Below are 25,525 nucleotides of genomic sequence, written 5' to 3' on the forward strand. Positions count from 1 at the left end.
TTTGGTGGTGATATATGTGACTATTAAAGCAGATCATCGTCATCTCTATCTTCAAGTTATCGATCGTTTAAAATCTGACATTGAGGCTGGCATTTTTAAAGAAAATGAAAAGCTGCCTTCAGAGTTTGAATTATCGAAATCACTAGGAGTCAGTCGAGCTACTCTTAGAGAAGCTCTTCGACTGTTGGAAGAGGAAAATGTGATTGTGCGCCGACATGGGGTTGGGACTTTTGTCAATCCTAAGCCGTTGTTTACATCAGGCATCGAGCATCTATCGAGCATTTCTTCTATGATCGAAACAGCAGGTATGGAGCCGGGTTCCCGTTTTTTAAAGGCAACTGAGCACACACCTTCTGAAGAAGATTTAAAACGCTTCCAATGTGATGGCGACGATAAAATACTCACGATTGAACGTGTCAGAACAGCGGATGGTGAGCCAGTAGTTTACTGCATAGACAGGCTACCGGCAAGCTTCCTGCCTACTGACTTTGTCGAAAAAAAAGAAGTTTCACTGTTCTCTGCTTTAGAGCAATCAGGCAAAATTCATGTAGCCTATGCTGTAACGTATATTGATCCAATTGGGTATCATGAACAAGCCTCACCGATTTTAAATTGTGGACGTGAAACAGCTCTTTTAGTGTTAAAGCAGTTGCATTACGATGATCATGATCAAGTAGTGCTCTATTCAAAAAATTATTTCCGAGCTGATAAATTCAGCTTCCATGTAGTTCGTAAACGGGTGTAGAACATTTCTAAATTTTTTTCCTGCTAATTACAATACCTTTGGGGGGTTAATTAAATGAAAAAACGTAAATTTGGTTTAGTATTAACATCAGTATTAGCGGCAAGTGCTATTTTAGGTGCTTGTGGTACGAAAGACGACGAAAAACCTGCAAAAGACAATGACAATGCTTCAGGCGGCGACAACACAGAAGAAACTTTCTCAGTAGCAATGGTGACTGACGTAGGTGGCGTTGATGACAAATCATTCAACCAATCTGCATGGGAAGGTGTACAAGCTTACGGTAAAGAGCACGGCTTATCAAAAGGTGATGGTTTTGATTACCTACAATCAAAATCAGATGCAGACTATGATTCAAATTTAAATGCATTATTACGTCGTGACTTCAATTTAATTTTCGGTATTGGCTATATGATGGAAGATGCAATGGCTGCAATTTCTGAGGAAAATCCAGATGGCCAATTTGCAATCATTGATGCTGAAGTAAAAGCAGACAACGTAGTATCAGTATTGTTCAAAGAGCAAGAAGGTGCTTTCTTAGCGGGTGTAGCGGCAGCGAAAATGTCTAAATCAGGTAAAATCGGTTTCGTAGGTGGCGTAGATATCCCAGTTATTAATCGCTTTGAAGCTGGATTCCTTGAAGGGGCGAAAGCTGTAAACCCAGATATCATCATCGAAGATAAATACACAGGTGCATTTGATAAAGCGGATGTTGGTAAAATTACAGCAAGCGGTATGTTCTCATCAGGTGTTGATGTAATCTTCCACGCTGCTGGTGCGACTGGTAACGGTGTATTCTCTGAAGCAAAAGAACGTAAGAAAAAAGATCCTGAAGCAAATATTTGGGTAATTGGTGTAGATGCTGACCAATATGAAGAAGGTAAAGTAGACGATAAAACAAACGTAACATTAACTTCTATGTTAAAAGGTGTTAATACAGCAGTAGTAGATATTTCAAATAGAGCGAAGAATGGTGATTTCCCAGGCGGAGAAACACTTACTTATGGTTTAGCTGAAGACGGTGTTAAACTTGCAGATTCTCGTGGTGCGATTCCAGAAGATGTACAAAAAGTAATTGATGAATATAAAGAGAAAATTGCTAAGGGTGAAATCAAAGTTCCAGAAAAAGTGGAAAAATAATTCAACTCTTGATCATCATAAGGGACTTTTAGAAGGACCTTATGATGATTTTTCAATCTATCGTTATATTTAGATTATTCGCAATACTCTATTTAACTAGATTTATAGAAATCTTATAGAGGTAAATTATGATGGTAATAAGTTAATAGAAGAAAGGTTTCTAACGATGACCTTTCCTGTATTAATTTAGCAAAACAACTACCTCTATAGGTGGGTTTAGATCAAGCAATAATTCTAGCCTCTGGTAGAAATTTACTACTGGACGTATGGCTTATCTGTACCATCAATCATGTAGCAGCAGATACTATACGCTAAGGCGAAAATACTTAATAAGTGCCTATTAAGGGAGTGACAATTTTGGAATATGTGATTGAGATGCTTGGAATCCGTAAAGAATTCGGGAGTTTCGTGGCGAATAATAACATCACCCTCCAACTGAAACAAGGCGAAATCCATGCATTGCTTGGTGAAAATGGTGCAGGTAAATCGACTTTGATGAACGTCCTTTTTGGTTTATATCAACCAGAGGGTGGCGAAATTCGCGTTCGTGGGAAGGCTGTAAAAATTACAAACCCGAATGTTGCCAATGATTTAGGAATTGGCATGGTGCATCAGCACTTTATGTTGGTAGAAAACTTTACAGTTACAGAAAACATTATTTTAGGCACGGAGCCTACTAAAATGGGGATTGTCAATATAAAAGATGCGGCGAAGAAAGTACACGCACTTTCTGAAAAATATGGATTGGATGTTGATCCAAATGCCAAAATCGAGGACATCACAGTTGGTATGCAACAACGTGTTGAAATATTAAAAACATTGTATCGTGGTGCCGAAATTTTAATTTTTGATGAACCCACGGCTTCATTAACACCACAAGAGATTACAGAATTAATTCAAATTATGCGTCGACTGATTGCAGAAGGTAAATCTATTATTTTAATTACGCATAAGCTAAAAGAAATTATGGAAGTTTCAGATCGTGTGACGATTATCCGTAAAGGAGAAGGGATTGGCACTGTTGTAACCGCTGCCACAAATCCTGATCAATTGGCTGAAATGATGGTTGGCCGTCAAGTTGAATTTAAAACAGAAAAAATTGACGCAAACCCAACTGAAGAAGTGCTATCGATTGAAAAGTTGATAGTAACGGATTACCGAGATATTGATAAGGTAAAAGGTTTGAACTTAAATGTTCGCAGAGGTGAAATCGTAGGTATAGCTGGTATCGATGGTAACGGTCAGTCCGAATTAATCGAAGCCATTACAGGACTACGTAAAATCAAAAGTGGGACAGTTAAGTTAAATGGCAAAGATATTACCAATATGAAGCCTCGTAAAATTACAGAGGAAGGTGTTGGTCATATCCCACAAGACCGTCATAAACATGGTTTAGTGTTAGATTTCCCGATTGGTCATAATATTGCACTGCAAACGTATTACCAATCTCCAATTGCAAAGGGCTTTGTCATGGATTATAAAAAAGTGTCGGAAAAAGCTCGTCAAATCATTGAAGAGTATGATGTGCGTACAGGTAATGGTGAAATGACACCAGCTCGTGCATTATCTGGAGGTAACCAACAAAAAGCTATTATCGGTCGTGAAATCGACCGTAATCCAGATTTATTAATTGCTGCTCTACCAACACGTGGACTTGACGTAGGGGCTATTGAATTCATTCACTCTCGTCTCATTGAGCAACGTGATAAAGGAAAAGCTGTTCTGTTAATCTCATTTGAATTAGATGAGGTCATGAATGTATCGGATCGTATTGCTGTTATTTATGATGGACAAATAGTAGATGAGTTAAATCCAAAAGAAACAACAGAACAAGAGCTAGGCTTACTTATGGCAGGGCAAAGTAAAAAAAATAATAAGCATGATGCGAAGGAGGGGAACGACTAATGTCAAATCGTGTCATTAATCTACTCGTTCCTATCATCTCTATCATTATCGGTTTAATTGTAGGGGCTATCGTTATGGTAGTCAGTGGCTATGACCCAGTAGAAGGTTATATTGCTCTTTGGACAGGTATTTTTGGAGATTCATATTCAATTGGGAACACAATTCGTCAAATAACACCTTATATTTTGGCAGGTCTTGCAGTAGCATTTGCATTCCGCACAGGACTGTTCAATATTGGGGTTGAGGGTCAGCTGATTTTAGGTTGGCTAGCAGCAGCTTGGGTAGGGTACGCATTTGAGCTACCTAAAGTCATTCACTTACCATTGGCATTACTTGCTGCTGCAGCTGCAGGTGCATTTTGGGCCTTTATTGCAGGTTTCTTAAAAGCGAAATTTAAAGTCCATGAAGTTATTGCGACAATTATGCTCAACTATACTGCGCTTTATATTGCCAACGCAGTGATTAAAAAATTGTCCGATGGAAGCTTTAAAACAGAACGTATACATGAATCAGCTTCTTTACGTTCTCCGTTTTTAAGAGAGCTTACAGACAATTCAAGTCTTCACTATGGGATCATTGTTGCACTATTAATGGTAGTAGTTATGTGGTTCATCTTAGAAAAAACAACACGTGGATACGAGCTAAAAGCAGTAGGTTTTAACAAAAATGCTGCCGATTATGCAGGTATGAGTGTTAATAAAAATATTATTTTAGCTATGACGATTTCAGGAATGTTTGCAGGTCTAGGTGGTGCGATGGAAGCTTTAGGTACATTCCAAAACGCATCTATTAAACCTGGCTTTACAGGAATCGGTTTTGACGGTATCGCCGTTGCGCTACTTGGTGCGAATACACCACTTGGGGTAGTGTTTGGGGCATCACTATTCGGTTCATTAAAATATGGTGCATTAAATATGCCAAATGCTGCGGGTATTCCAGAAGAAATCGTATCGATTATCATCGCATTGATTATCTTCTTCGTTGCATCAGGCTATATTATTCGAGTAGGCTTACAAAAGCTGAGCAAGAAAAAGGAGGGACAATAACATGAGCTTTTTAGAAATGTTATATTTCATCATCCCTTCAGCGATTCTTTATGCAACACCTTTGATTTTTACTGCTATCGGTGGAGTATTCTCTGAACGCTCTGGTGTAGTCAACATCGGGCTAGAAGGCTTAATGATTGTTGGTGCTTTTGTTGGTATTTTTGTCAATTTAGAATTCGCTTCATCATTAGGTGTGGCAACGATTTGGGTAGCGATGTTAGCAGCTATGATTATTGGTGGGATTTTCTCTCTTTTCCATGCGGTTGCTTCGATCTCTTTCCGTGCCGATCAAACAGTTTCAGGTGTAGCCATTAACTTACTTGGCTTAGCTGCTACAGTTTTCTTAGTTAAAATGATTTATGATAAAGGTCAAACGGATATGATTACACGTCCAATCGACCGTTTCGGTATTCCTTATTTAGAGGATATTCCATTCTTTGGTCCTTTATTGTTCCATGATGTTTACAGCACATCTATTTTAGCATTTGCGGTAGCCATTGGTGCTTGGTTTATTATCTATAAAACACCATTCGGCTTGCGTTTACGTGCTGTGGGTGAACACCCAATGGCGGCGGATACAATGGGGATTAATGTTAATAAAATGCGCTATATTGCCGTTGTTATTTCTGGGGCATTAGGTGGTCTTGGTGGTGCAGTCTATGCACAAACAATTACACATGACTTTTCGCATGCAACAATTGCTGGACAAGGTTTCATGGCCATTGCCGCTATGATTTTCGGGAAATGGCATCCAATTGGTGCATTAGGAGCAGCCTTATTCTTCGGTTTAGCGCAAACATTAAGTATTGCAGGAAGTCAAATTCCATTCATCGAGAATGTACCAGCCGTTTATCTACAAATTTTACCATACGTCTTAACAATCCTTGCTTTAGCAGGCTTTATTGGTAAAGCGAATGCTCCAAAAGCAAGTGGACAGCCTTATATTAAAGGTAAACGTTAAGAAAAATGAATCAAAAAGACTGAGTGAACGATGCTCAGTCTTTTTTTACATATGAAATTGGTGTATTTTTTAATTTTTCCCATACATACTTTGGATTCTTTTTGCAATTATAGACAATAGACATGTATAGTATGTGTAGTACATCGTTATATTAAGAAGGATAGGAGGGTTTCATATGTTTAAAACAATACCTTTTGCAAAAGGTGTCAATTTGCATATCCGACAAACAACCCAATTTAAAACCGTAAATTTTTCGATTAAATGGAGAAGAGCATTAACTGCTAAAAGTGCATCGGAACGTACAGTGTTAACCAATGTACTACAGCATAGTAATGCTAAATATAAAACAACTGCTGCTTTCCGTAGCTTTTTAGATGATTTATATGGTACTGTTTTATATTTTGATACATCAAAACGAGGTAATGAACATACGGTGCTAATGAATGTGGAGACTGTGAATGATCATTATCTAGCAAATACAAGTGTCTTAAACGACGTACTTGGTTTATTGCACACAGCTATTTTTGAGCCTAATTTAGAAAACGGTGTCTTTAAGGAATCGATTGTAGAACGGGAGAAGAAAACAGTCATTCAACGGATTGAATCTATTTTTGATGATAAATCTCGTTTTGCTCAGTTCCGTTTACAACAAATCTTGAGACCAAACGAGCCTGCATCGATTTCGGCTAATGGTAGCGTAGAAGAAATTCAAAAAATTACGCCTGCTTCTTTATTTGAGGCATACCAATCCATGCTCGCTAACGACAAAATAGATATTTATGTTGCTGGAGACATTAATGAAGAGGAACTTGTAGCGAAATTAAAAAAAGCGCTACCATTTAATGATCGCACACCAGAGGAAGTGCCAGCAGTATTACCACAACAGCATCCTGACAATGATTACGTAAGAGAACAGCATGAAATGAAACAAGGTAAGCTTCATATTGGCTTTAGCACGCCTATCCGATTTGGAGATGCTGATTTTGCTAAAATGCAGATTTTTAATGGCATTTTTGGAGGCTATCCTCATGCTAAATTATTTATGAATGTGCGTGAGAAAGAGAGTCTTGCTTATTACGCATCAAGCTCCTATGCATCGCATTACGGTCTTCTGTTTGTTGTTTCTGGGATTGAAGCTAAAAATGAAGAAAAAGCATTGTCTTTAATTAAAGAACAACTTGCAGTCATGCAGGCTGGAGACATTACAGATTTAGAGCTGGAGCAAACAAAGGCTATGCTGACAAATCAGCTAAAAGAGTCCTTGGATTCTGCGCGTGGACAAATTGAAATTTTTGACCAATATAAAGATTTACCTGAGGAATTCTCTGTTGAAGCTTGGGCAAATAAATGGAAAGCTGTAACAAAGGAAGACGTGGTTGCAATGGCTAAGCAAGTGCAGCTTGAAGCGGTCTATTTCTTATGTGGAAAGGAGCAAGCCGCACAATGAAAACAATTGAATTTAAACAACTAGATGAAACACTTTACTATGAAAAACTAGACAATGGCTTAGATGTATATATTTTACCAAAAAAGGGCTTTTCCAAAACATTTGTAACATTTACAACAAAGTACGGCTCTGTTGATCGTACGTTTGTACCAATCGGTGAAACGGAAAGTATTACAGTGCCAGATGGTATTGCACACTTTTTAGAGCATAAAATGTTCGAAAAAGAAGATGGTGATGTTTTTCAAAAATTTAGCGAATATGGTGCTTCGGCGAATGCCTTTACATCGTTCACACGCACGGCTTATTTATTCTCATCTACTGACAATATATATAAGAGCACAGAAACTTTATTGAATTTTGTGCAAGAGCCATACTTTACAGAAGCTACTGTCAACAAAGAAAAAGGAATTATTGGGCAAGAAATTACGATGTATGATGATCAACCAGACTGGCGTCTATATTTTGGTACGATTGAAAATATGTATCATCAACATCCTGTAAAAATTGATATAGCAGGAACGATTGAATCGATTGACGGCATTACAGCAGAGCATTTATATACGTGCTACAATACGTTTTATCATCCTTCAAATATGTTATTATTTGTCATTGGCGCTGTAGAGCCAGAGGAAATGATGACTTTTATTCGTGACAATCAAGGTAAAAAAGAGTTCCCAGAGCCAACACCAATTCAACGTTTCTTTAATACAGAACCAACAGACGTAGCGATTAAAGAACGTACATTAAATATGGATGTACAAAAGCCTAAAATTTATGTTGGTTTGAAAGCAAAGGATACGAATTTATCAGGACAGGATATGTTAAAGCATGAGCTGTCTGTTCAAATCGCGCTTGAACTTATTTTTGGCCGTACATCTAATTTTTATGAACGTGTCTATGAAGAAGGTTTAATCGATGAGACATATGCATTTGATTTTACGTTAGAAAATGGCTTTGGTTTTGCCATGATTGGTTCGGATTCAGCAGAGCCTGATAAATTGGCGCAAGCGATAAAAGAAGAATTAGCGAAATATGAGGGGAATAGCCAATTGGATAGTGCTGGTTTGGAACGTATAAAACGTAAAAAAATTGGCTTCTTCCTACGAGCATTAAATTCGATTGAATTTATCGCAAACCAATTTACACGTTATTCCTTTAATGACATGAATTTGTTTGATGTGGTACCAGTTCTTGAAACATTAACAATAGAGGATTTACACAAAGCCTTTACTTCTATTCAAGGAGAATCCCAACAAACAGTCTTTAAAATTTTGCCAAGCAAGCAGGGAGCACAGTGAAAAAATATGTCCTTGTTTTAGGCGCATCAGGTGAGATTGGTCGTGCCATTTGTCAAAGTCTTGCAGAAGACGGATGGTCCATCTATGTGCATTATTCGAATAATAAAAATGCGGCACATAAATTATGTGATTCGCTTTCTAAAACCTTCCCTGCACAAGAGTTTATGCTTGTGCAGGGGGATTTTTCTATTTTAACAGGAGCGGAAATGGTAGCCGCGCAAATTTTTAATGTGCAGGCCATTGTCTTTGCAAATGGGCAGGCACATTATTCGCTGCTCGAAGATACAACAGTGGAGGATATGGATGCTTTATGGCGTGTCCACGTTCAAAATCCAATGCGACTGACAGCTTTACTGTCTGAGAAACTGCGTAAGCATGAGGTGAGCTATGTATTATTCATTGGCTCCATTTGGGGAGAGGCTGGCTCAGCGGGTGAGGCACTTTATGCAACCGTTAAGGGAGCACAACATGCTTTTGTCAAATCCTATGCAAAAGAAGCGGCACTATCCCGTATTCGAGTAAATGCTGTTGCTCCAGGGTTTATAAATACGTCAATGAACAGCCATTTAAATCAAGAAGAACTTAATTATATTTTAGAAGATATTCCTTTAGGTACTATTGGTCAGACAAAGGATGTAGCTGAAATGATACGTTTTTATTTGTCTGGTAAAGCAGATTATGTGACAGGACAAATCATACGATTAAATGGCGGTTGGTACATATAATATTCTTTTTTGCACATACTACATGTGTAAAGGAGGAGGAAATATGACCATTTTAGAAAACTGGCAAAAATGGACATCGTTTTTAGGACAAAACGTTATGCAAGCTGAATCGAGTGGTATGCCGAAGAAAATGATTCAAACGGCTGCTGTCCAAATTGGGGAATATTTAGCGACAAATGTCGACCCTAAAAACGAACAAGAGCGAGTGCTGTCGGATTTATGGGGCGTTGCCTCTGAAGATGAGAAGCATGCATTAGCGAATTGTGTCATTAAGCTTGTACAAAATAAGCATGTGCAGTAAATAAAAGAGGAGAGCCAATCTCCTCTTTTTTCTATATAAAAAAGCTATTTATCTACGAAAAAGGGAACGTATGTAAGCCTAATCTACATGCATCAAAAAAAATTAGTAAATAACGCCGTAATTCCATGTATTCTAACTTTCCATTACATAAAAAATCAGCTATGATGGAACTTATAAAGGATTTTTTACGTTAACTAATAGGAAGGGAACGAGTGTGTTGAGCGATTGGTACTTTGAATATGAAATTCAGGTGAATCGCCCTGGATTATTAGGAGATATTGCTTCACTTTTAGGGATGCTTCGTGTCAATATTATATCAATAAATGGTGTCGATGAGGACCGACGTGGTATGTTAGTGCATACAGACAATGATGAGGCGATTGAACGTTTTCGTACAATTGTTTCGACAATGGAACATATTAACGTAACCAAATTTCGACAACCAAAACTTCGTGACCGCCTAGCTATTCGGCATGGTCGTTATATTCCTCGAGATGCAGACGAAAAAAACACTTTCCACTTCGTAAGAGACGAACTTGGTATTTTAGTCGATTTTATGGCAGAGCTTTTTAAAAAAGAAGGACATAAGCTGATTGGTATTCGTGGTATGCCACGCGTTGGAAAAACTGAATCCATTGTAGCTGCAAGTGTTTGTGCCAATAAAAAATGGATTTTCTTATCGTCTACAATGATTAAACAAACTGTTCGTAATAAACTTGTGGGAGACGAATTTAGTCGTAACAATATTTTTATTTTAGATGGTATTGTGACTCGGCGTTCATCTGATGAGCGACATTTGCAATTAGTGCGTGAAATGATGAATATGCCATGCATTAAAGTTGTTGAGCATCCAGATATGTTTGTGCAGCATTCAGAATATAAAATAGAGGATTTTGATTATATCATTGAATTACGTCATCACACGGATGAAGAAATTACTTATGAAATAATGGAAAAAAATCACATGTCCGAATCCGATTCATTTGGAGGATTTAATTTTTAATTTGATGTTAAAGTAGGTGTTATTAGTGGCAGAATTAGGTACTCGACTGAAAGAGGCGAGACTGTCTAAAGGCTACAGCTTAGACGATTTACAAGAAATAACGAAAATTCAAAAGCGTTATTTAGTAGGAATTGAAGAAGGCAATTATTCCATTATGCCTGGTTCGTTTTATGTACGAGCTTTTATTAAGCAGTATGCAGAAGCTGTTGGTTTGAACGCAGAGGAAATTTTAGAGACTTATAAAAAAGAACTACCGAGTACTCCAAATGACCAAGTAAGTCAATCGATGACGAATAGTCCAAGTAGAAGAAAAGTAACGAAAGGCCCTTCGAATAAAATGATGGAGGCTATGCCAAAAATCATTGTAGCTTTATTTATCGTTGTAATCATTGTGGCCATATGGATACTATGGCAATCTAAAAATAGTTCAGGGACAAGCGAAGTAGAAAATACTACTCCTGAAATGGAATATGATACTAATATTAAACCAATTGATAGTGAAAAGGATAAAAAAGACAAAGAAAATAAGGATGCACAGAAAAAAGATAAAGAAGATACAAACTCTACAGAGGAAACACCAACTGATGAAGATCAAACTGATCAAACAGAAGAGATGAAGCAAACAATTTCCGCAGGGACGGTTGAGGCGGATGGGGCGACTACTTCTTATACCTTAACAGGTACAGATACAATGAAAATTAAAATCGAAGTATCAGGTCCTACATTTGTGGGTATTCGCAACCAACAGCAACAAGAATTATTAACGGACACACGTGTCTATAATGCTGGAGAAGTAGTTGAGTTTGATGCTACAACACAAAACTATGTACGTGTCCGTCTTGGTAATTCAACGCAGGCTAAAATCTATATTAATGACGAACTTCTACCGTATGCACAGCAGATTGTAACGCAAAATATCGTCATCAATTTCAATAAAGAACAGTAGTCATCAGGTGATGGCTACTTTCTTTCATCATGAAAGGTGTTAGAAAAATGAACATTCCAAATAAAATTACCATCTCTCGAATTTTGCTTATTCCATTTTTTGTCATCGTGATGATGTTTGATTTCCACTGGGGAACTTTGACACTATTTGGCGCTGAGATGCCGATCCACCATTTTATAGGTGCACTTATTTTTATCTTTGCTTCAACAACAGATTGGGTGGATGGTTATTATGCACGTAAGTATAATCTTGTGACAACATTTGGGAAATTTTTAGATCCCTTAGCTGATAAATTACTGGTTTCAGCAGCCTTCATTTTAATGGTAGAACTTGATATGGCACCTGCCTGGGTAATCATCATTATTATTAGCCGTGAATTTGCCGTAACTGGCTTACGTTTGATTTTGGCAGGTGAGGGAGAAGTTGTTGCTGCTAATCAGCTCGGTAAAATCAAAACTTGGGCACAAATTGTAGCGATTGCTGCTGCTCTTTTACACAATACAATCTTTACACTGTTTGGTATTCCATTTGATACGATCATGCTCTATATTGCATTGTTCTTTACGCTTTGGTCTGGGTGGGATTATTTCTATCTAAATCGACGTGTTTTACTTGAGTCTAAATAAGAAAGGTCTTGTGGATCATGAATGCTGAAATTCTTGCGGTTGGCTCAGAACTATTATTAGGTCAAATTACGAATACAAATGCGAGATTTATCTCAAGTCAATTATCCGAGCTTGGTATCAACGTTTTTTATCATACGGTAGTAGGCGATAATACGAAACGTTTAGAACAGGCTATTGAAGTGGCGGAGACTCGTGCCGATTTAATTATTTTTTCGGGAGGACTTGGACCTACGAAAGATGATTTAACGAAGGAAACGATTGCTCGTCATCTTGGTGTTTCGCTTGAGTCTGATGATGTAGCATTAACGTATATTGAGCAATTTTTTGCCAAACGAGGACGTCCAATGACGGAGAATAATCGGAAACAGGCATTAATTTTAGCTGGCAGTGAAGTGCTAGCCAACCACCATGGAATGGCGCCTGGTATGATTTTCACAAAAAATGATCGCACCTATATTTTACTTCCAGGACCACCAAAAGAGCTGGAACCTATGTTTCAATTTGAAGCGAAACCAAAGCTTGCTGCGATGCTTAATGATGGAGGGATCATTGCATCACATGTGATGCGTTTCTATGGGATTGGTGAAGCAGAGCTTGAGGTAAGAGTTCAAGACATTCTAGATGCCCAAACAAATCCTACAGTTGCCCCACTTGCCTCTGATGGAGAAGTAACATTACGTGTTACAGCTAAAGCGGCTACAGAGCAGGAAGCTCAACAGCTTATAGCTACAAAGGTTGCTGAGATACAGGCACTTGTGGGAGATTATCAATATGGTGTAGATGACGACTCTCTTGCCTCTAAAACGGTAGAAATGCTACTTGATAATCAGTTAACCATTGCTGCCGCAGAAAGTTTAACAGCTGGGTTATTTCAATCCGAGCTTGCGGAAATTCCTGGGGTAGGCAATGCACTGATTGGTGGCGTTGTTACCTATGCTGCTGATGCAAAGATAAAACAGCTTGGCATTTCAAAAGAATTAATTGATACACATGGTGTTGTTAGCAGTGAGTGTGCGGCGGCAATGGCAAGTGCTGTTCGCGAAAAGTTTGCTACTAATATTGGAATTGGTCTTACAGGAGAAGCTGGTCCGACAGCGCATGATCACCAGCCAGTAGGTACGGTTTGGATTGGTATTGCTATCAATGATGAGGAGCCACTTACTTATTTACTGCATTTATCAGGCATGCGAAATACAAATCGACTACGTGCGGTGAAATTTACATGTCATTATTTAATGCAGCTTTTAGAAGAACGCGGTTATACAAAACGATATTAAATAGAGTGAAATAGAAATTTGGGTAGAGGAAAACTATCCAAATTTTTATTTTGAAGAAAAATCGAATAAATGTTCGCTTTTTTCTTGCGCGTTTTCTCAAAAACAAGTATAGTAGAGATAGATAAAAACAGTGAACAGTTTTCGAAGGAGGAAAATGAATGAGTGATCGTAAAGCAGCCTTAGAACAGGCTCTAAAACAAATTGAAAAGAATTTTGGTAAAGGTTCCATCATGAAACTTGGTGAAAGAACCGATTTAGAAATTGCGACATCTTCAAGTGGTTCGCTAGCACTTGATGCAGCATTAGGCGTAGGTGGTTATCCACGTGGACGTATTATCGAAGTATATGGTCCTGAATCATCTGGTAAAACAACAGTTGCTCTACATGCTATTGCAGAAGTGCAGGCAACAGGTGGACAAGCAGCATTTATCGATGCAGAGCATGCATTAGACCCAATCTATGCACAAAAATTAGGTGTTAATATTGATGAGCTATTATTATCACAGCCAGATACAGGGGAGCAAGCACTTGAAATTGCAGAAGCATTAGTGCGTAGTGGTGCTATTGATATTATTGTTATTGACTCTGTTGCTGCCTTAGTGCCAAAAGCAGAAATTGAAGGCGATATGGGTGACTCTCATGTCGGCTTACAAGCACGTTTGATGTCTCAAGCATTACGTAAGCTTTCAGGTTCGATTAATAAATCAAAAACGATTGCTATTTTCATTAACCAAATTCGTGAAAAAATTGGTGTCATGTTCGGAAACCCAGAAACAACACCAGGTGGACGTGCGCTGAAATTCTATAGCTCTGTTCGTTTAGAAGTGCGTCGTGCAGAAGCAATTAAACAAGGTAATGATATTGTTGGTAACCGTACAAAAATTAAAATTGTTAAAAATAAAGTAGCGCCACCTTTCCGTACAGCTGAGGTAGATATTATGTATGGAGAAGGAATTTCTAAAGAAGGCGAAACAGTTGATTTAGGTGTAGAATTAGATATTGTGCAAAAAAGTGGTTCTTGGTATGCATATGGTGACGAACGCCTAGGTCAAGGTCGAGAAAATGCTAAACAGTATTTAAAAGAAAATGTAGCTGTTTTAGAAGAAATCGCTAATAAAATTCGAGCTTCTTATGGTATCGCGGCTTCTTCTTATACAATTGCGGCACATGATGAAGAAGAGATGGATGACGAATTAATGTTGCTTCTTGAAGAAGAAAAATAAACGATTGCATTGTTCCCGCTTTATTTAAGGGGACAATGCATTTTTTTGTCTATAATCTTCAATTTTTACACATAATAAGAGAGAGGCTCTATGCCTTAGACGTGTTATTTCTAATGTACTGTTTTTATGGTAATTGTTTTGAAGGTGAATTTTTTTCTAGTGTAAAAGTAATAGGGAAAAAATTCACTGTATGGATAGGACTTACTTTTTTTTATCCGATGGGGCGAGCAGACGCCTGACTAACCTTGACAGAGTTTGAGGCTAGCTATACAATTAAATATGTATAATTTCTGAATTATGACTTTAAATAGGCAGTACATTTTGTCTTCATTTAGCAAATGTTTATAGTGAAATGGACATTACACTTTTTAAGATTTCCTTGTTATGGGTGGTTGTTGTTCCTTTTCAATAGATGTCTAAACACCTACTGAATGAAGCGAAAGCTTTGGCTAATAAAACGGATTTTGCACAAGTAAAATCTAGCACATTTTTGCCAAAGTGACATAGATGTATGCGCCGACTGAAACTGTAATACCCAAATAGCAAGAGGAGGTGTTCATATGGATGGAATTACTATCATCTCCGCTTTGCTTGGACTCATCGTTGGTGCCGCTGTTAGCTATATCTACATGAAAAAAGTGAATGACTCAAAAATCACTGGTGCTAAACATGTCGCTGAAACAATCGTTGAAGAAGGAAAACGAGAAGCGGAGGCAATGAAGAAAGAAGCACTACTTGAAGCCAAAGATGAAACTCACAAATTTCGTACTGAAGCCGAAAATGACATTCGTGAACGTCGTTTAGAACTTCAAAAACAAGAGAACCGTTTATTGCAAAGAGAAGAGAATCTTGATCGCAAGGATGATGCTCTAAATAAGAGAGAAGCAAGCTTAGAGCGTAAAGAACAAGCTCTAGCTGAAAGACAACAGCATATTGAACAGATGGAGAGCAAAGTGGATGAGCTCGTTGCATCACAGAAAACAGAGTTAGAACGTATTTCTGCTTTAACTAGAGAAGAAGCTAAATCAATTATCCTCAATGAAGTAGAAAAAGAACTGACAACTGATATAGCTGTGATGACGAAGGAAGCTGAAACACGTGCAAAAGAAGACTCAGATAAAAAAGCACGTGAAATTTTATCATTAGCACTACAACGCTTTGCTGCAGATCACGTAGCAGAAACAACTGTCTCTGTTGTGAACTTGCCGAATGATGAAATGAAAGGTCGTATTATTGGTCGAGAAGGCCGTAATATCCGTACTTTGGAAACGTTAACAGGAATTGATTTAATTATTGATGATACGCCAGAAGCCGTTATTTTATCGGGCTTTGATCCAATTCGTCGTGAAACGGCTCGACTTGCACTTGAAAAACTTGTACAGGATGGTCGTATTCACCCAGCTCGCATTGAGGAAATGGTGGAAAAAGCTCGTCGTGAAGTGGATGAACAAATTCGCGAAACGGGTGAGCAAACTACATTTGAAATTGGTATTCATAACTTACATCCGGATTTAATGAAAATTTTAGGCCGCATGAAATATCGTACAAGCTATGGACAAAACGTCCTAAAACATTCAATTGAAGTCGCACATTTAGCAGGATTACTTGCTGCTGAACTTGGTGAAGATGTAGCATTAGCTCGTCGCGCAGGTTTATTACATGATATTGGGAAAGCAATTGACCATGAAGTTGAAGGTAGCCACGTCGAAATCGGTGTGGAATTAGCAACGAAATATAAGGAACATCCAGTCGTTATTAATAGTATTGCTTCGCATCATGGTGATACAGAAGCAACATCTGTCATTGCGGTATTAGTCGCAGCAGCTGATGCATTATCAGCAGCTCGTCCAGGAGCACGTAGTGAAACACTTGAAAACTATATCCGCAGACTTGAAAAGTTAGAGGAAATTTCAGAAAGCTATGATGGCGTAGAAAAATCTTATGCAATTCAAGCTGGACGCGAAATTCGAATTATTGTACAACCTGAAAAAATTGATGATTTAGCCTCCCATCGTCTTGCGCGCGATATCCGCAAACGTATTGAGGAAGAATTAGACTATCCAGGTCATATTAAAGTAACAGTCATTCGCGAAACACGTGCTGTGGAGTACGCGAAATAATATTGAAAGTTAGAGGTTTCTTTAGATTCATATCTAGAGAGCCTCTTTTTTACTTTCAGTAGAGTCATGTTTAAGGAGCCCTTATCATAAAAAAGAACAAGGCTATATTTTGATTAACGATGAAAGATGTGATGATCCTGATTGATCTCCATGCACATGTATTATACGGTGTAGATGATGGACCGAAAAATGAAAGAGATTCCTTGAATATGTTAAGGCAAGCTGCTAAAGAAGGAATTACAGAAATCATTTGTACATCCCATGCCATGCACCCACAATATCATGTCCCATATAAAAAAGTCGAAGAGCGAGTCAAGGGTTTACAACAATTGTTACAGCATGAGCAAATACCAATAACACTCCATACTGGCCACGAAATACGCTTACATGATGAGCTTCCTACACTACTTCAGCAACAACAGCTCCATACATTAGCAAAGTCCAACTATATTTTATTGGAACTTCCTTCTAGCACTATCCCCGCTTATACGGTAGAGATGATAAGACAATTAAAAATAGCGGGTTATAAACCCATTTTGGCCCATCCTGAACGAAATATGGCTATTAGAGAAAATCCAAAGAAGCTGAATGCCCTCATTCAACAAGGGGTGTTTACACAATTGACGGCGGGTAGTTTAACCGGATTGTATGGTAAGGAAGTACAGCGATTATCACTTGCTTTAGTGAGGGCCAATTACATTCATACGATAGGCTCTGATGCCCACAATCTACGTACAAGATGCTTCTACTATCAAGCAGCACTGCAATATTTGGAGAGAAAGAAAGAGGGAGATTCAATTAATCGCCTCTTAACGAATAATGCAAGCATTTTAGCAAACAAGCCAATTTTGTCACTCGAATTGGATGATATGGCTTTAAGGAAACGATGGTATTTCTTTCATATGTCTTTGTAGGATTGAGCGTGACAATCACATGAAAATAGTCTACACATTAATGTTTAGCACACTTATTTTTATGAGTCTCATGCAGCCAGTCGCTGGTATTTATCATAAATTATCTTTAGTAATCGGCTTGTTCATCATAGTGGTATCTGTACTCCTGCATAAAAAAATACATATTCACAATGTACAAGCCTGTGTTTTCTTTAGTCTGTATACATTTTTTTGTGTCATAGCAGCAGGTATGAATCAGGACATGATTTTATTGAAAAACAGTTTACAATTATTGTGCCTGTTTATAGCTGTTTCTATTTTTTTTAATGATCTTGTGAAAGCACAAGTATTAGAAATCGTGTTAAATAGTGTGCTAATCGCCTATATCCCATTTTTAATGCTATGTTTTCAGCAAGCACATTATATGTTTGAAGCTTTTGCTGGTGTATTTGAAAATCCAAATACAATGGGGTTTTCTATGATTGGTTTAGTGATAGTTGTATTAATGAGACTGTATAACGTGACAATACAGATGCTACATGGACAACAAAAGATAAAATACATGCTGTTTTTTATACTTTATACGGTCGTCTATTTAATTAGTTTGTATGTTATTTTGCTATCAAATGCGCGTACATCATTATTAACCGTTGCTTTTGCCACAGTTGTTGTCATGGTTTGGATTGTTAAAAGCATGAACAAAACCTTCCTGCCCTTCATAAAGTTGGTCGCACTGTTTACATGTTTAGGTGTAGTTGTAGTAATGGTGATGATGAAAATGGACATGATGCAAGAAGCGGTACAAAGTATTCTATTAAAAATGGAGAAAAAATCTACGAACATAACAGATGGTCGCCTTGAAATTTGGCAATATGTTTTTGAGCATTTTCATTTTTGGGGACACGGTGTTGAATCATTGTGGTCTATAGGTGTTTCACATGCACATAATACATTGATTAATATTTTACAGGAGGCAGGCTTGCTGGCACTGGTTAGCTACTGTTTGTTTCTTTTTGCCATTGCCAAGGGTTATCGTCAGATGAATGAACAGCTTATCGTTTTTACAGCCTTGGTCGTGGTTGCCGTATTGGGGGTTTCTACATTTGAAATACTTTATTTTAATATGCTTCATCTCCTTGTATTTGTTGTAAGTGGAAGTATAAGGGATAGAGGCGAAAGAGCGACTTTGTCCGAATAACCAGTAGGCTTGTTTAATATACTTTATTAATATTGTGCACGATTTGTCTATTAGGAGGGGATCCATTTGTGAATGAAGAAATGACAATACAAAGTCTCATAAAAGTATTGCTAAAACGCTGGTTCTTCATCCTCATGCTCATGATTCTATCTATGGGCATCGCTATATTGATAAGTTATTATATTCAGACGCCGATATATGAAGCGGAAACGCAATTATTGGTCAATCAAAACAGCTATGAAAATCAGCAACTAGTAGGTGCACAAAATGTTGATACGGATCTGCGGCTCATTAATACGTACAATGTGATTATTAAAAGTCCTGTTATTTTAGCGAAGGTTATTGATGTACTGTCACTTGATACGACACCAGATGAATTAATGAAGCAAATTGAGGTTTCGAGCGCCAATAATTCTCAGGTGGTGAATATTCGCGTACAGGATAAAAATGAAGAGAATGCAGTGAAAATCGCCAATTCAATTGCAGAAGTGTTTAAAGAGGAAATTCCTGTCTTGATGCATGTGGACAATATTAATATTCTTTTTGTTGCCCAAAGCAGTGAGCAGCCTGTACCAGTAAAGCCAAATAAAATGCTGAATCTTATCATAGCTGCTATTTGCGGTTTCGCTTTGGCTATTGTGCTAGCGTATTTTTTAGAAACGATTGATAAGACTATTAAAACAGAGCAAGATATTGAGGAGGTTTTATCATTACCAGTGATTGGGGTCGTCAGTAATATCGAATTACTGACGAGAAAAAAACTGAGGGTCAGGGGGCCATCCTAATGTTTTTTAAGAGAAAAACAAAGAAAATACCAATGGCTCGAAAGCTGATCACCGTTTCCGATATGTCGTCGATTCCATCAGAGCAATATCGAACAATTCGCGCAAATATTAAGTTTTCACAGCCTAATCGAGATGTGAAGACTATTTTAGTAACCTCTTCCATTGCTGGCGAGGGAAAATCTACAAATGCGGCGAATATTGGTGTGGTATTTTCGCAAGAGGGTAAAAGCGTGCTGATTGTAGATGCTGATATGCGTAAACCTACTTTGCATCATACGTTCTATCTCGACAATATTCTAGGGCTTTCCTCAGTATTATCACGGCAATCTGCACTACAAGAGGTGATTCAAGAAACTTTCGTCGAAGGAGTAGATATCATTTCGAGTGGGCCAATTCCCCCCAATCCGACAGAGTTATTAGCTTCAGAAACGATGACCTCCCTCCTAGCTGAAGTGAAAAATATATACGATATCATTATTTTGGACGCACCACCGTTACTTTTTTTATCGGACGCACAAATTTTATCGAATAAATGTGATGGCACCCTTTTAATTGTCAATACAGGGGCGGTTGGGCAAGCAGCCGTTATCAAATCGAAGTCAATCTTAACAGTTTCTAAGGCTAATATTTTAGGTGTTATCTTGAATAACTATAAGATAAAGGGCAATACGTACGAGCATTATTATGGCAAAGAATAAGGATGGAAAATAGCTTTGAAAAAAATTCTGCATATTATTCCAACAACAGATTTCGGCGGTATTACATCGATGGTTGTCGACATTTGGACGAATACGAATAAATCAATGTACCATTTTGATTTTCTATCGTTTAATAAAGGGCAATACCATGAGACATTAGTTCAACAAGGCTCCAAGATATTTTACGAAACATACATTACCCAGCAAGGACCACTTGCTTATATGAGGAAACTTTATCGAATCCTAAAGCAGCAACAATATGACGCAATTCACGATCATACAGGCTATCGAGCGGTCTTTACATTGCTGGCAGCTCGTTTAGCGGGTGTTCAATGCCGTGTTTTACACAGCCATACGAATGTTGCCGAGGAGTGGAACAATAAGATTATGTTAGCATTGTTGAAAAGACTAAGTGTTTACAATGCAACGAAATTAGTGGCATGTAGTCAAAAGGCGGGGGAATTTTGCTTTAGTAAAAGGCCTTTTGAAGTAATAGCAAACCCAATTGAACTTCAAAAAGTAAAATGTATATCATTTGAAGAGAGAAAAAAATGGAGAGAAGAACTAGGTATAAAAGATGATGAATTAGTGTTAGGGCATATTGGACGCTTTGTACCAGTGAAAAATCATTCTTTTTTAATTGAACTCTCCGTCTATTTAAAACAGCGAGGTATCCCTTTTCAACTATTTTTGATAGGGGATGGGCCTTTAGAGCAAGAAATTCGACAGCTCGTCCAACAAAAAAATGTAGAGGACTGTGTACGATTTTTAGGACAGCGTGCAGATATACTCACGCTCCTTCAACTCTTTGATAAATTTCTCCTGCCATCACACTTCGAGGGCTTTGGGATTGTCCTTTTAGAGGCACAAGTTTGCGGGATACCTGCTATTGTTTCATCCACTTTACCGAGAGAAGTAGATTTACATATTGGTTTAGTGCATTATCTAGATTTACATGGAGAGATTGATAGTTGGCTTCAGGCCATTGTAACTCAAAATGGTCAAGTGGATCACCAAATGATTCATGACCATATCAAAATGAAAGGGCTTGATGCACAAGCGATTTCAAGCAAATTGTGCACGCTCTACATATAACGAAACTAAATCGAAGGATGAGACTATTCAAAAGAAGATTAAAATTACGCATATCATCACGACCATTGGCCTTGGTGGAGCAGAGGCCATGCTTTATCGTCTCTTAGAAAACATGGATCGGGATGGTTATGAGGTAGAGGTCATCTGTTTAACGGAGATGGGAACGTATGGTGAGTTAATAGAAAAGCAATTAAATATTAAGGTAACGATATGCGATCTGCGTAGCAATCGTGTCAACGCGTTTATGAATTGCTATCGTTTATGTCAAGAAAGCGACATTATTCAAACATGGATGTATCATGCTAATTTACTAGGATATATCCTAGCGATATTGCTAAAAAAGAAATTAATTTGGGGAATTCACCATAGTAATCTCAATAAACAAGATAATAAACGCCGGACAATTTTTATTGCCAAGCTTTGTGCAAAATTGTCTAAACGTGTAGATGCTATTATTTCATGTGGACCAAAAGTAAAAGAAATCCATGAAGCGATTGGCTACAGTGGTAAGCAGCATCGTGTCATTGTTAATGGCATCAACACAGATCAATATAAGCCAAGCACGAAGAGGCAATATTTTGTAGAACAATTTGACATCATCAATCAACCCATTTTATTGCATGTTGGCAGATGGGACCCATTAAAGGATTATGAAAATTTGATGGCTAGTGTAAAAAAGCTAAGGCAGCAACGGCAAGATTTTTATTTGTTTTTAGTAGGCTTTGAAATTGATGATGCCAATAGGGATTTACTACAACTGATTGAGTCGGCCCAGTTAGAGGAAGTGACGTTCTTATTAGGCAGTAGAGAGGATATTCCACAATTAATGGCAGCAGCTGATGTATTCGTTTTGTCCTCAGTAGGAGAGGGGCTACCGAATGTGCTAGTGGAGGCATTGGCAAGCGGCACATGCTGTGTCACAACAAATGTTGGGGATTGTGCTTATTTGGTCGGGAATAGTGGTGAGGTTGTAGCTGCCAAGGATGCAGAGGCTTTAGCAAGTGGGATTAATACAGCTTTAAATTACAGTTCACGGCAATATGCACAAAAAGCGAGCCTTGGTCGTGAACATGTGTTAGCAAATTTTCAAATTCAACAGGTTGTTGCGCAATATCAATCATTATATCCAGCAATTCTAAAGGAAAGTCCATCCTAACTAATAGAAAGGTGTGCTCATGAAAGAAATAAAGATTGGAGCCATTCTTTCTTATATAACAATCGGCTGTACAATGCTCTCTTCACTCATTTTCACACCTATTATGATATCACTCCTTGGTCAGAAAGAATTTGGTCTATATTCCTTAATGATCGTACTCGTAGGTTATCTCTCCATTTTAGATTTGGGGTTAGGTAATGCTATTGTACGCTATATTGCTAGAAATCGAGCAGCAGCAGATCCAACATTAGAAGCAGCATTAAATGGATTTTTTCTGAAATTATTTGTTGGTATCGGCTGTCTTACTTTATTGATAGGATTTTTCTTATTTTCCCATGTGGATATTATTTTTGGGCAAAGCTTATCTGGGGAACAATTAGAAAAGGCAAGGCTAATGGGCTTTATAATGACGATTAGTTTAGCAATGCAATTTCCGTTAGGTGTCTTCACTTCCATCTTACAAGCATATGAAAAATTTATTTTTATTAAATTAACGACATTATTACAGGTGGTTGTGCAGCCCCTGACAATGTTGTTTTTTCTTTTACAGGGAACAGATGCGGTGACATTGATCTGTATTATTGCTATTTACAACATACTTTTTTTACTGTTAGATGCCATTTATTGCATGAAGGTGCTTTCCATCCAATTCACATTTAGTCTCCAAAATACAACTCTCATAAAGGAAATTTTCATCTATTCATTTTTTATTTTTATTACTGTGATTGTTGATAAAATTTATTGGCAAACAGATCAAGTGTTATTAGGCATATTTAAGGGGACCGAGGATGTTGCCATCTATGCAGTAGCGATTCAAATTGTGTTGATCTTTATGTCACTGGCTTTAGCGATTAGCGGATTGTTTTTACCTCGTATTTCTATGCTTGTGACAAAAGAAGATGGCTTAGTAGAAATAAATCAGCTATTCGTAAAAGTTGGCGCGATTCAATTTTTAGTTGTGGGCTATATATTAGGGGGCTTTTTTCTTTTTGGTCAAGAGTTTCTAGTATTGTGGCTAGGTCAAGAGTTTATTGCCATTTATGCGATTGTCCTCATTATTATGGTGCCGTTTAGTATTGATCTCATACAAAATCTAGGTCTTAATGTGTTGAAGGCAAAAAACTTGTTTAAATTTAGAACCATTTTATTAATCATTGTTGCCATCGCAAATATTTTTGTATCAATACCGGCTATTTATTTTTATGGCAAAATCGGTACAGCGATTGTTACAGCTTGTTCATTATTTATTGGAAATGTAGTGATTATGAATATGTATTACCACAAGAAAATTGGCTTGGATATCTTTAGGTTTTGGCGAACTATTGGCAGGCTAGTATTGGCCTTTGTTGTTGCTATTTGCTGTAGTGAACTTTTATGGGAACTAACAAACCCTTCAGTTACTTGGCTATCTATTAGCCTATCTATTTTTTACTACACGCTACTGGCAGGTATCAGTCTATTTTGTATTGCTTTGACGAAAAAACAAAAATCAAAGTGGATAGAGCTTTTTCGTAAAGGAGGCGCAATATTTTGGCGTCCAAAATCTTAGTGAGTGTTATTGTACCTGTTTACAATGCTGAGCCCTATTTGGAGAAATGTTTAACAAGCATTTGTCAGCAAACATTAAAGGATATTGAGATTATTGTCGTTAATGATGGCAGTGAAGATCAATCATTAACGATCTTACAAAAGTTTGCACAAATTGATGCACGTATGACCATTTTTACGAATGCCAATAGTGGTGTTAGTAAAGCAAGAAATGTTGGAATAGACCATGCCAACGGTCAATATGTTACCTTTGTTGATGCAGATGATTGGCTAGAGCTAACGATGCTTGAAGAATTGTATCAAGCATGTAAGCTGACAGGCTCTGCTATTGCAAAATGCGATTTATTTTGGCATGCAGCGGAGGGCAGCAGGTCGTTATATTATCCATCCAACAGCTACTGTACTTACAGTGCCATAGATTGTTTACACAAATTATTTACTGAAATAGGGGAAACACATTTTGGTTTTGCCAGCTGTAAATTGTATAAAAAATCCTTTTTAGATTTCCATAGGCTACGGTTTGATGAAGCGATGAGCTTTGCAGAGGATACAGTATTTCTGACAAGGGCTGTCATAAAAAATCAGACCATCTGTTATGTGCCAAGACAGCTTTATTATTATAATGTGACGAATCAAAGCTCTTTAACAAAAAAAGCCATGGTCTATTTACGACACAATTATGATGTATTGTATAAAAAGCTTTTGAAGGAATTACAGGATGGAGAGGTTTATGCGGAAGTGAAAAATAGCTTTCTGAATTACCAATTGGAGGGGCTATTGATTATTCTTCATCAAAGTGCTACTGCACAAGAGATGAAGTATGAGATTCAATCCTTTTTAAAGGCTTATCCAGACGTATTAAAGGTTAAGTTAATGAAACGAAAGATGAAACAAATTGTTTTTTTAAAGCTTATTAAAAACAATTGGTTTACATTATCTTCAACACTAATTTATATAAATGTGAAAAAGCATCAAGTGATTTCGCGTTGTTAGATTTATCTTGATTTAGCCGATGTTTTTTGCAATGAAGACGCCAACTGAAATAGGGAGACATCAAAAGGAGCAATAACGGTGTGACCAATATCATGTTGCTCCAAGGATACTGACGGAGGTTATTGATATTGAAGAAAGCCTGCACGATGCTGGTCAGTTAATTGTTGTCACAGGTCGTGACGGTCTTAGGTTAACTTCTACTTGTTAGCTCGAAAAAATCTGGAAGCATTGTTTATCTGCGCAAAAGCGAAGTATCAGCGGCAATTACGCCGAGACGTAATTGATATTTTATTTTGCGTAATCCTCCTCCTAGCGTTACAATTAGTGATGGTATTCAGGTGCGAAGTTAAAGTCTCTAAAGCATAATGATTTAGAGGCGTAATGGAAAGAAAGAGTGGT

At 37.6% G+C, this 25,525-nt stretch carries 23 protein-coding genes; all 23 read left to right on the forward strand.

The genetic code is table 11. The features are described 5' to 3' along the window. Positions 1-16 precede the first annotated feature (16 nt). The 23 genes from V6670_RS05590 to V6670_RS05700 all read left to right on the forward strand — a co-directional run bounded on the left by V6670_RS05590 (position 17) and on the right by V6670_RS05700 (position 25,126). Positions 17-745, forward strand: a complete 729-nt coding sequence (locus V6670_RS05590; RefSeq protein ID WP_036121324.1) for a GntR family transcriptional regulator — start codon at positions 17-19, stop codon at positions 743-745. Positions 746-799: 54 nt separating this feature from the next. Then, positions 800-1,882 carry a BMP family protein gene (locus tag V6670_RS05595; protein WP_338653038.1) on the forward strand — a complete coding sequence of 361 codons (1,083 nt, stop codon included), beginning with the start codon at positions 800-802 and terminating at the stop codon, positions 1,880-1,882. A gap of 357 nt (positions 1,883-2,239) precedes the next feature. Next, a complete protein-coding gene (locus V6670_RS05600) occupies positions 2,240-3,787 on the forward strand; it encodes an ABC transporter ATP-binding protein (protein WP_141903490.1) in 1,548 nt (515 codons plus the stop codon). After that, the gene (locus V6670_RS05605) at positions 3,787-4,833 is read left to right on the forward strand and encodes an ABC transporter permease (protein WP_036121315.1); all 1,047 of its coding nucleotides are present in this window, start codon (positions 3,787-3,789) and stop codon (positions 4,831-4,833) included. Before V6670_RS05600 ends, V6670_RS05605 begins: the two co-directional genes overlap by 1 nt. Position 4,834: 1 nt before the next feature. After that, positions 4,835-5,794: an ABC transporter permease gene (locus tag V6670_RS05610; RefSeq protein WP_036121312.1), complete on the forward strand. Its 960-nt coding sequence runs from the start codon at positions 4,835-4,837 to the stop codon at positions 5,792-5,794. Between the two features lie 175 nt (positions 5,795-5,969). After that, on the forward strand, positions 5,970-7,241 hold the full coding sequence (locus tag V6670_RS05615) for a pitrilysin family protein (protein ID WP_058843927.1): 1,272 nt from the start codon (positions 5,970-5,972) through the stop codon (positions 7,239-7,241). After that, on the forward strand, positions 7,238-8,539 hold the full coding sequence (locus tag V6670_RS05620; protein WP_338653039.1) for a pitrilysin family protein: 1,302 nt from the start codon (positions 7,238-7,240) through the stop codon (positions 8,537-8,539). Before V6670_RS05615 ends, V6670_RS05620 begins: the two co-directional genes overlap by 4 nt. Then, on the forward strand, positions 8,536-9,264 hold the full coding sequence (locus tag V6670_RS05625; protein ID WP_338653040.1) for an SDR family oxidoreductase: 729 nt from the start codon (positions 8,536-8,538) through the stop codon (positions 9,262-9,264). Before V6670_RS05620 ends, V6670_RS05625 begins: the two co-directional genes overlap by 4 nt. Before the next feature lie 43 nt (positions 9,265-9,307). Continuing rightward, positions 9,308-9,565, forward strand: a complete 258-nt coding sequence (locus V6670_RS05630; RefSeq protein WP_004224939.1) for a DUF3243 domain-containing protein — start codon at positions 9,308-9,310, stop codon at positions 9,563-9,565. 217 nt (positions 9,566-9,782) lie between these two features. Then, positions 9,783-10,568, forward strand: a complete 786-nt coding sequence (locus V6670_RS05635) for a DUF3388 domain-containing protein (RefSeq protein ID WP_008178931.1) — start codon at positions 9,783-9,785, stop codon at positions 10,566-10,568. A gap of 16 nt (positions 10,569-10,584) precedes the next feature. After that, complete coding sequence (locus tag V6670_RS05640) at positions 10,585-11,514, forward strand: RodZ domain-containing protein (protein ID WP_186436101.1); 930 nt, start codon at positions 10,585-10,587, stop codon at positions 11,512-11,514. A gap of 47 nt (positions 11,515-11,561) precedes the next feature. Continuing rightward, a complete protein-coding gene (pgsA, locus tag V6670_RS05645) occupies positions 11,562-12,140 on the forward strand; it encodes a CDP-diacylglycerol--glycerol-3-phosphate 3-phosphatidyltransferase (RefSeq protein ID WP_330493462.1) in 579 nt (192 codons plus the stop codon). Between the two features lie 17 nt (positions 12,141-12,157). Then, positions 12,158-13,417, forward strand: a complete 1,260-nt coding sequence (locus tag V6670_RS05650; protein WP_058843925.1) for a competence/damage-inducible protein A — start codon at positions 12,158-12,160, stop codon at positions 13,415-13,417. 158 nt (positions 13,418-13,575) lie between these two features. Next, positions 13,576-14,640, forward strand: coding sequence for a recombinase RecA (gene recA / locus V6670_RS05655; protein WP_036121272.1), 1,065 nt, complete (start codon positions 13,576-13,578; stop codon positions 14,638-14,640). Positions 14,641-15,200: 560 nt separating this feature from the next. Continuing rightward, positions 15,201-16,760 carry a ribonuclease Y gene (rny, locus tag V6670_RS05660; protein ID WP_036121270.1) on the forward strand — a complete coding sequence of 520 codons (1,560 nt, stop codon included), beginning with the start codon at positions 15,201-15,203 and terminating at the stop codon, positions 16,758-16,760. A gap of 119 nt (positions 16,761-16,879) precedes the next feature. Continuing rightward, a complete protein-coding gene (locus V6670_RS05665) occupies positions 16,880-17,674 on the forward strand; it encodes a CpsB/CapC family capsule biosynthesis tyrosine phosphatase (protein ID WP_338653048.1) in 795 nt (264 codons plus the stop codon). A gap of 19 nt (positions 17,675-17,693) precedes the next feature. Further along, positions 17,694-18,851 carry an O-antigen ligase family protein gene (locus V6670_RS05670; protein WP_338653050.1) on the forward strand — a complete coding sequence of 386 codons (1,158 nt, stop codon included), beginning with the start codon at positions 17,694-17,696 and terminating at the stop codon, positions 18,849-18,851. A 68-nt stretch (positions 18,852-18,919) separates the two neighbouring features. Beyond that, the gene (locus tag V6670_RS05675) at positions 18,920-19,636 is read left to right on the forward strand and encodes a Wzz/FepE/Etk N-terminal domain-containing protein (protein WP_338653051.1); all 717 of its coding nucleotides are present in this window, start codon (positions 18,920-18,922) and stop codon (positions 19,634-19,636) included. Further along, positions 19,636-20,334: a CpsD/CapB family tyrosine-protein kinase gene (locus V6670_RS05680; RefSeq protein WP_141903497.1), complete on the forward strand. Its 699-nt coding sequence runs from the start codon at positions 19,636-19,638 to the stop codon at positions 20,332-20,334. Before V6670_RS05675 ends, V6670_RS05680 begins: the two co-directional genes overlap by 1 nt. A gap of 15 nt (positions 20,335-20,349) precedes the next feature. Then, positions 20,350-21,429: a glycosyltransferase gene (locus V6670_RS05685; RefSeq protein WP_338653053.1), complete on the forward strand. Its 1,080-nt coding sequence runs from the start codon at positions 20,350-20,352 to the stop codon at positions 21,427-21,429. Further along, the gene (locus tag V6670_RS05690; RefSeq protein WP_338653055.1) at positions 21,386-22,585 is read left to right on the forward strand and encodes a glycosyltransferase; all 1,200 of its coding nucleotides are present in this window, start codon (positions 21,386-21,388) and stop codon (positions 22,583-22,585) included. The genes V6670_RS05685 and V6670_RS05690 overlap by 44 nt, the downstream gene beginning before the upstream one ends. 19 nt (positions 22,586-22,604) lie before the next feature. After that, positions 22,605-24,134, forward strand: a complete 1,530-nt coding sequence (locus V6670_RS05695; protein ID WP_338653057.1) for an oligosaccharide flippase family protein — start codon at positions 22,605-22,607, stop codon at positions 24,132-24,134. After that, the gene (locus V6670_RS05700; protein WP_338653059.1) at positions 24,116-25,126 is read left to right on the forward strand and encodes a glycosyltransferase family 2 protein; all 1,011 of its coding nucleotides are present in this window, start codon (positions 24,116-24,118) and stop codon (positions 25,124-25,126) included. The genes V6670_RS05695 and V6670_RS05700 overlap by 19 nt, the downstream gene beginning before the upstream one ends. Positions 25,127-25,525: the final 399 nt, after the last annotated feature.

It is taken from the genome of Lysinibacillus sp. Y5S-8, from assembly GCF_036894365.1.
Taxonomy (GTDB): Bacteria; Bacillota; Bacilli; order Bacillales_A; family Planococcaceae; genus Lysinibacillus; species Lysinibacillus fusiformis_D.

Bases quoted from the DNA above. Each gene is read 5' to 3' on its own strand.
- V6670_RS05595 (WP_338653038.1), top strand. From the start codon at position 800: ATGAAAAAACGTAAATTTGGTTTAGTATTAACATCAGTATTAGCGGCA.
- V6670_RS05605 (WP_036121315.1), top strand. From the start codon at position 3,787: ATGTCAAATCGTGTCATTAATCTACTCGTTCCTATCATCTCTATCATT.
- V6670_RS05610 (WP_036121312.1), top strand. From the start codon at position 4,835: ATGAGCTTTTTAGAAATGTTATATTTCATCATCCCTTCAGCGATTCTT.
- V6670_RS05615 (WP_058843927.1), top strand. From the start codon at position 5,970: ATGTTTAAAACAATACCTTTTGCAAAAGGTGTCAATTTGCATATCCGA.
- V6670_RS05620 (WP_338653039.1), top strand. From the start codon at position 7,238: ATGAAAACAATTGAATTTAAACAACTAGATGAAACACTTTACTATGAA.
- V6670_RS05630 (WP_004224939.1), top strand. From the start codon at position 9,308: ATGACCATTTTAGAAAACTGGCAAAAATGGACATCGTTTTTAGGACAA.
- pgsA (WP_330493462.1), top strand. From the start codon at position 11,562: ATGAACATTCCAAATAAAATTACCATCTCTCGAATTTTGCTTATTCCA.
- V6670_RS05650 (WP_058843925.1), top strand. From the start codon at position 12,158: ATGAATGCTGAAATTCTTGCGGTTGGCTCAGAACTATTATTAGGTCAA.
- recA (WP_036121272.1), top strand. From the start codon at position 13,576: ATGAGTGATCGTAAAGCAGCCTTAGAACAGGCTCTAAAACAAATTGAA.
- rny (WP_036121270.1), top strand. From the start codon at position 15,201: ATGGATGGAATTACTATCATCTCCGCTTTGCTTGGACTCATCGTTGGT.
- V6670_RS05665 (WP_338653048.1), top strand. From the start codon at position 16,880: ATGAAAGATGTGATGATCCTGATTGATCTCCATGCACATGTATTATAC.
- V6670_RS05670 (WP_338653050.1), top strand. From the start codon at position 17,694: ATGAAAATAGTCTACACATTAATGTTTAGCACACTTATTTTTATGAGT.
- V6670_RS05680 (WP_141903497.1), top strand. From the start codon at position 19,636: ATGTTTTTTAAGAGAAAAACAAAGAAAATACCAATGGCTCGAAAGCTG.
- V6670_RS05690 (WP_338653055.1), top strand. From the start codon at position 21,386: ATGCACAAGCGATTTCAAGCAAATTGTGCACGCTCTACATATAACGAA.
- V6670_RS05695 (WP_338653057.1), top strand. From the start codon at position 22,605: ATGAAAGAAATAAAGATTGGAGCCATTCTTTCTTATATAACAATCGGC.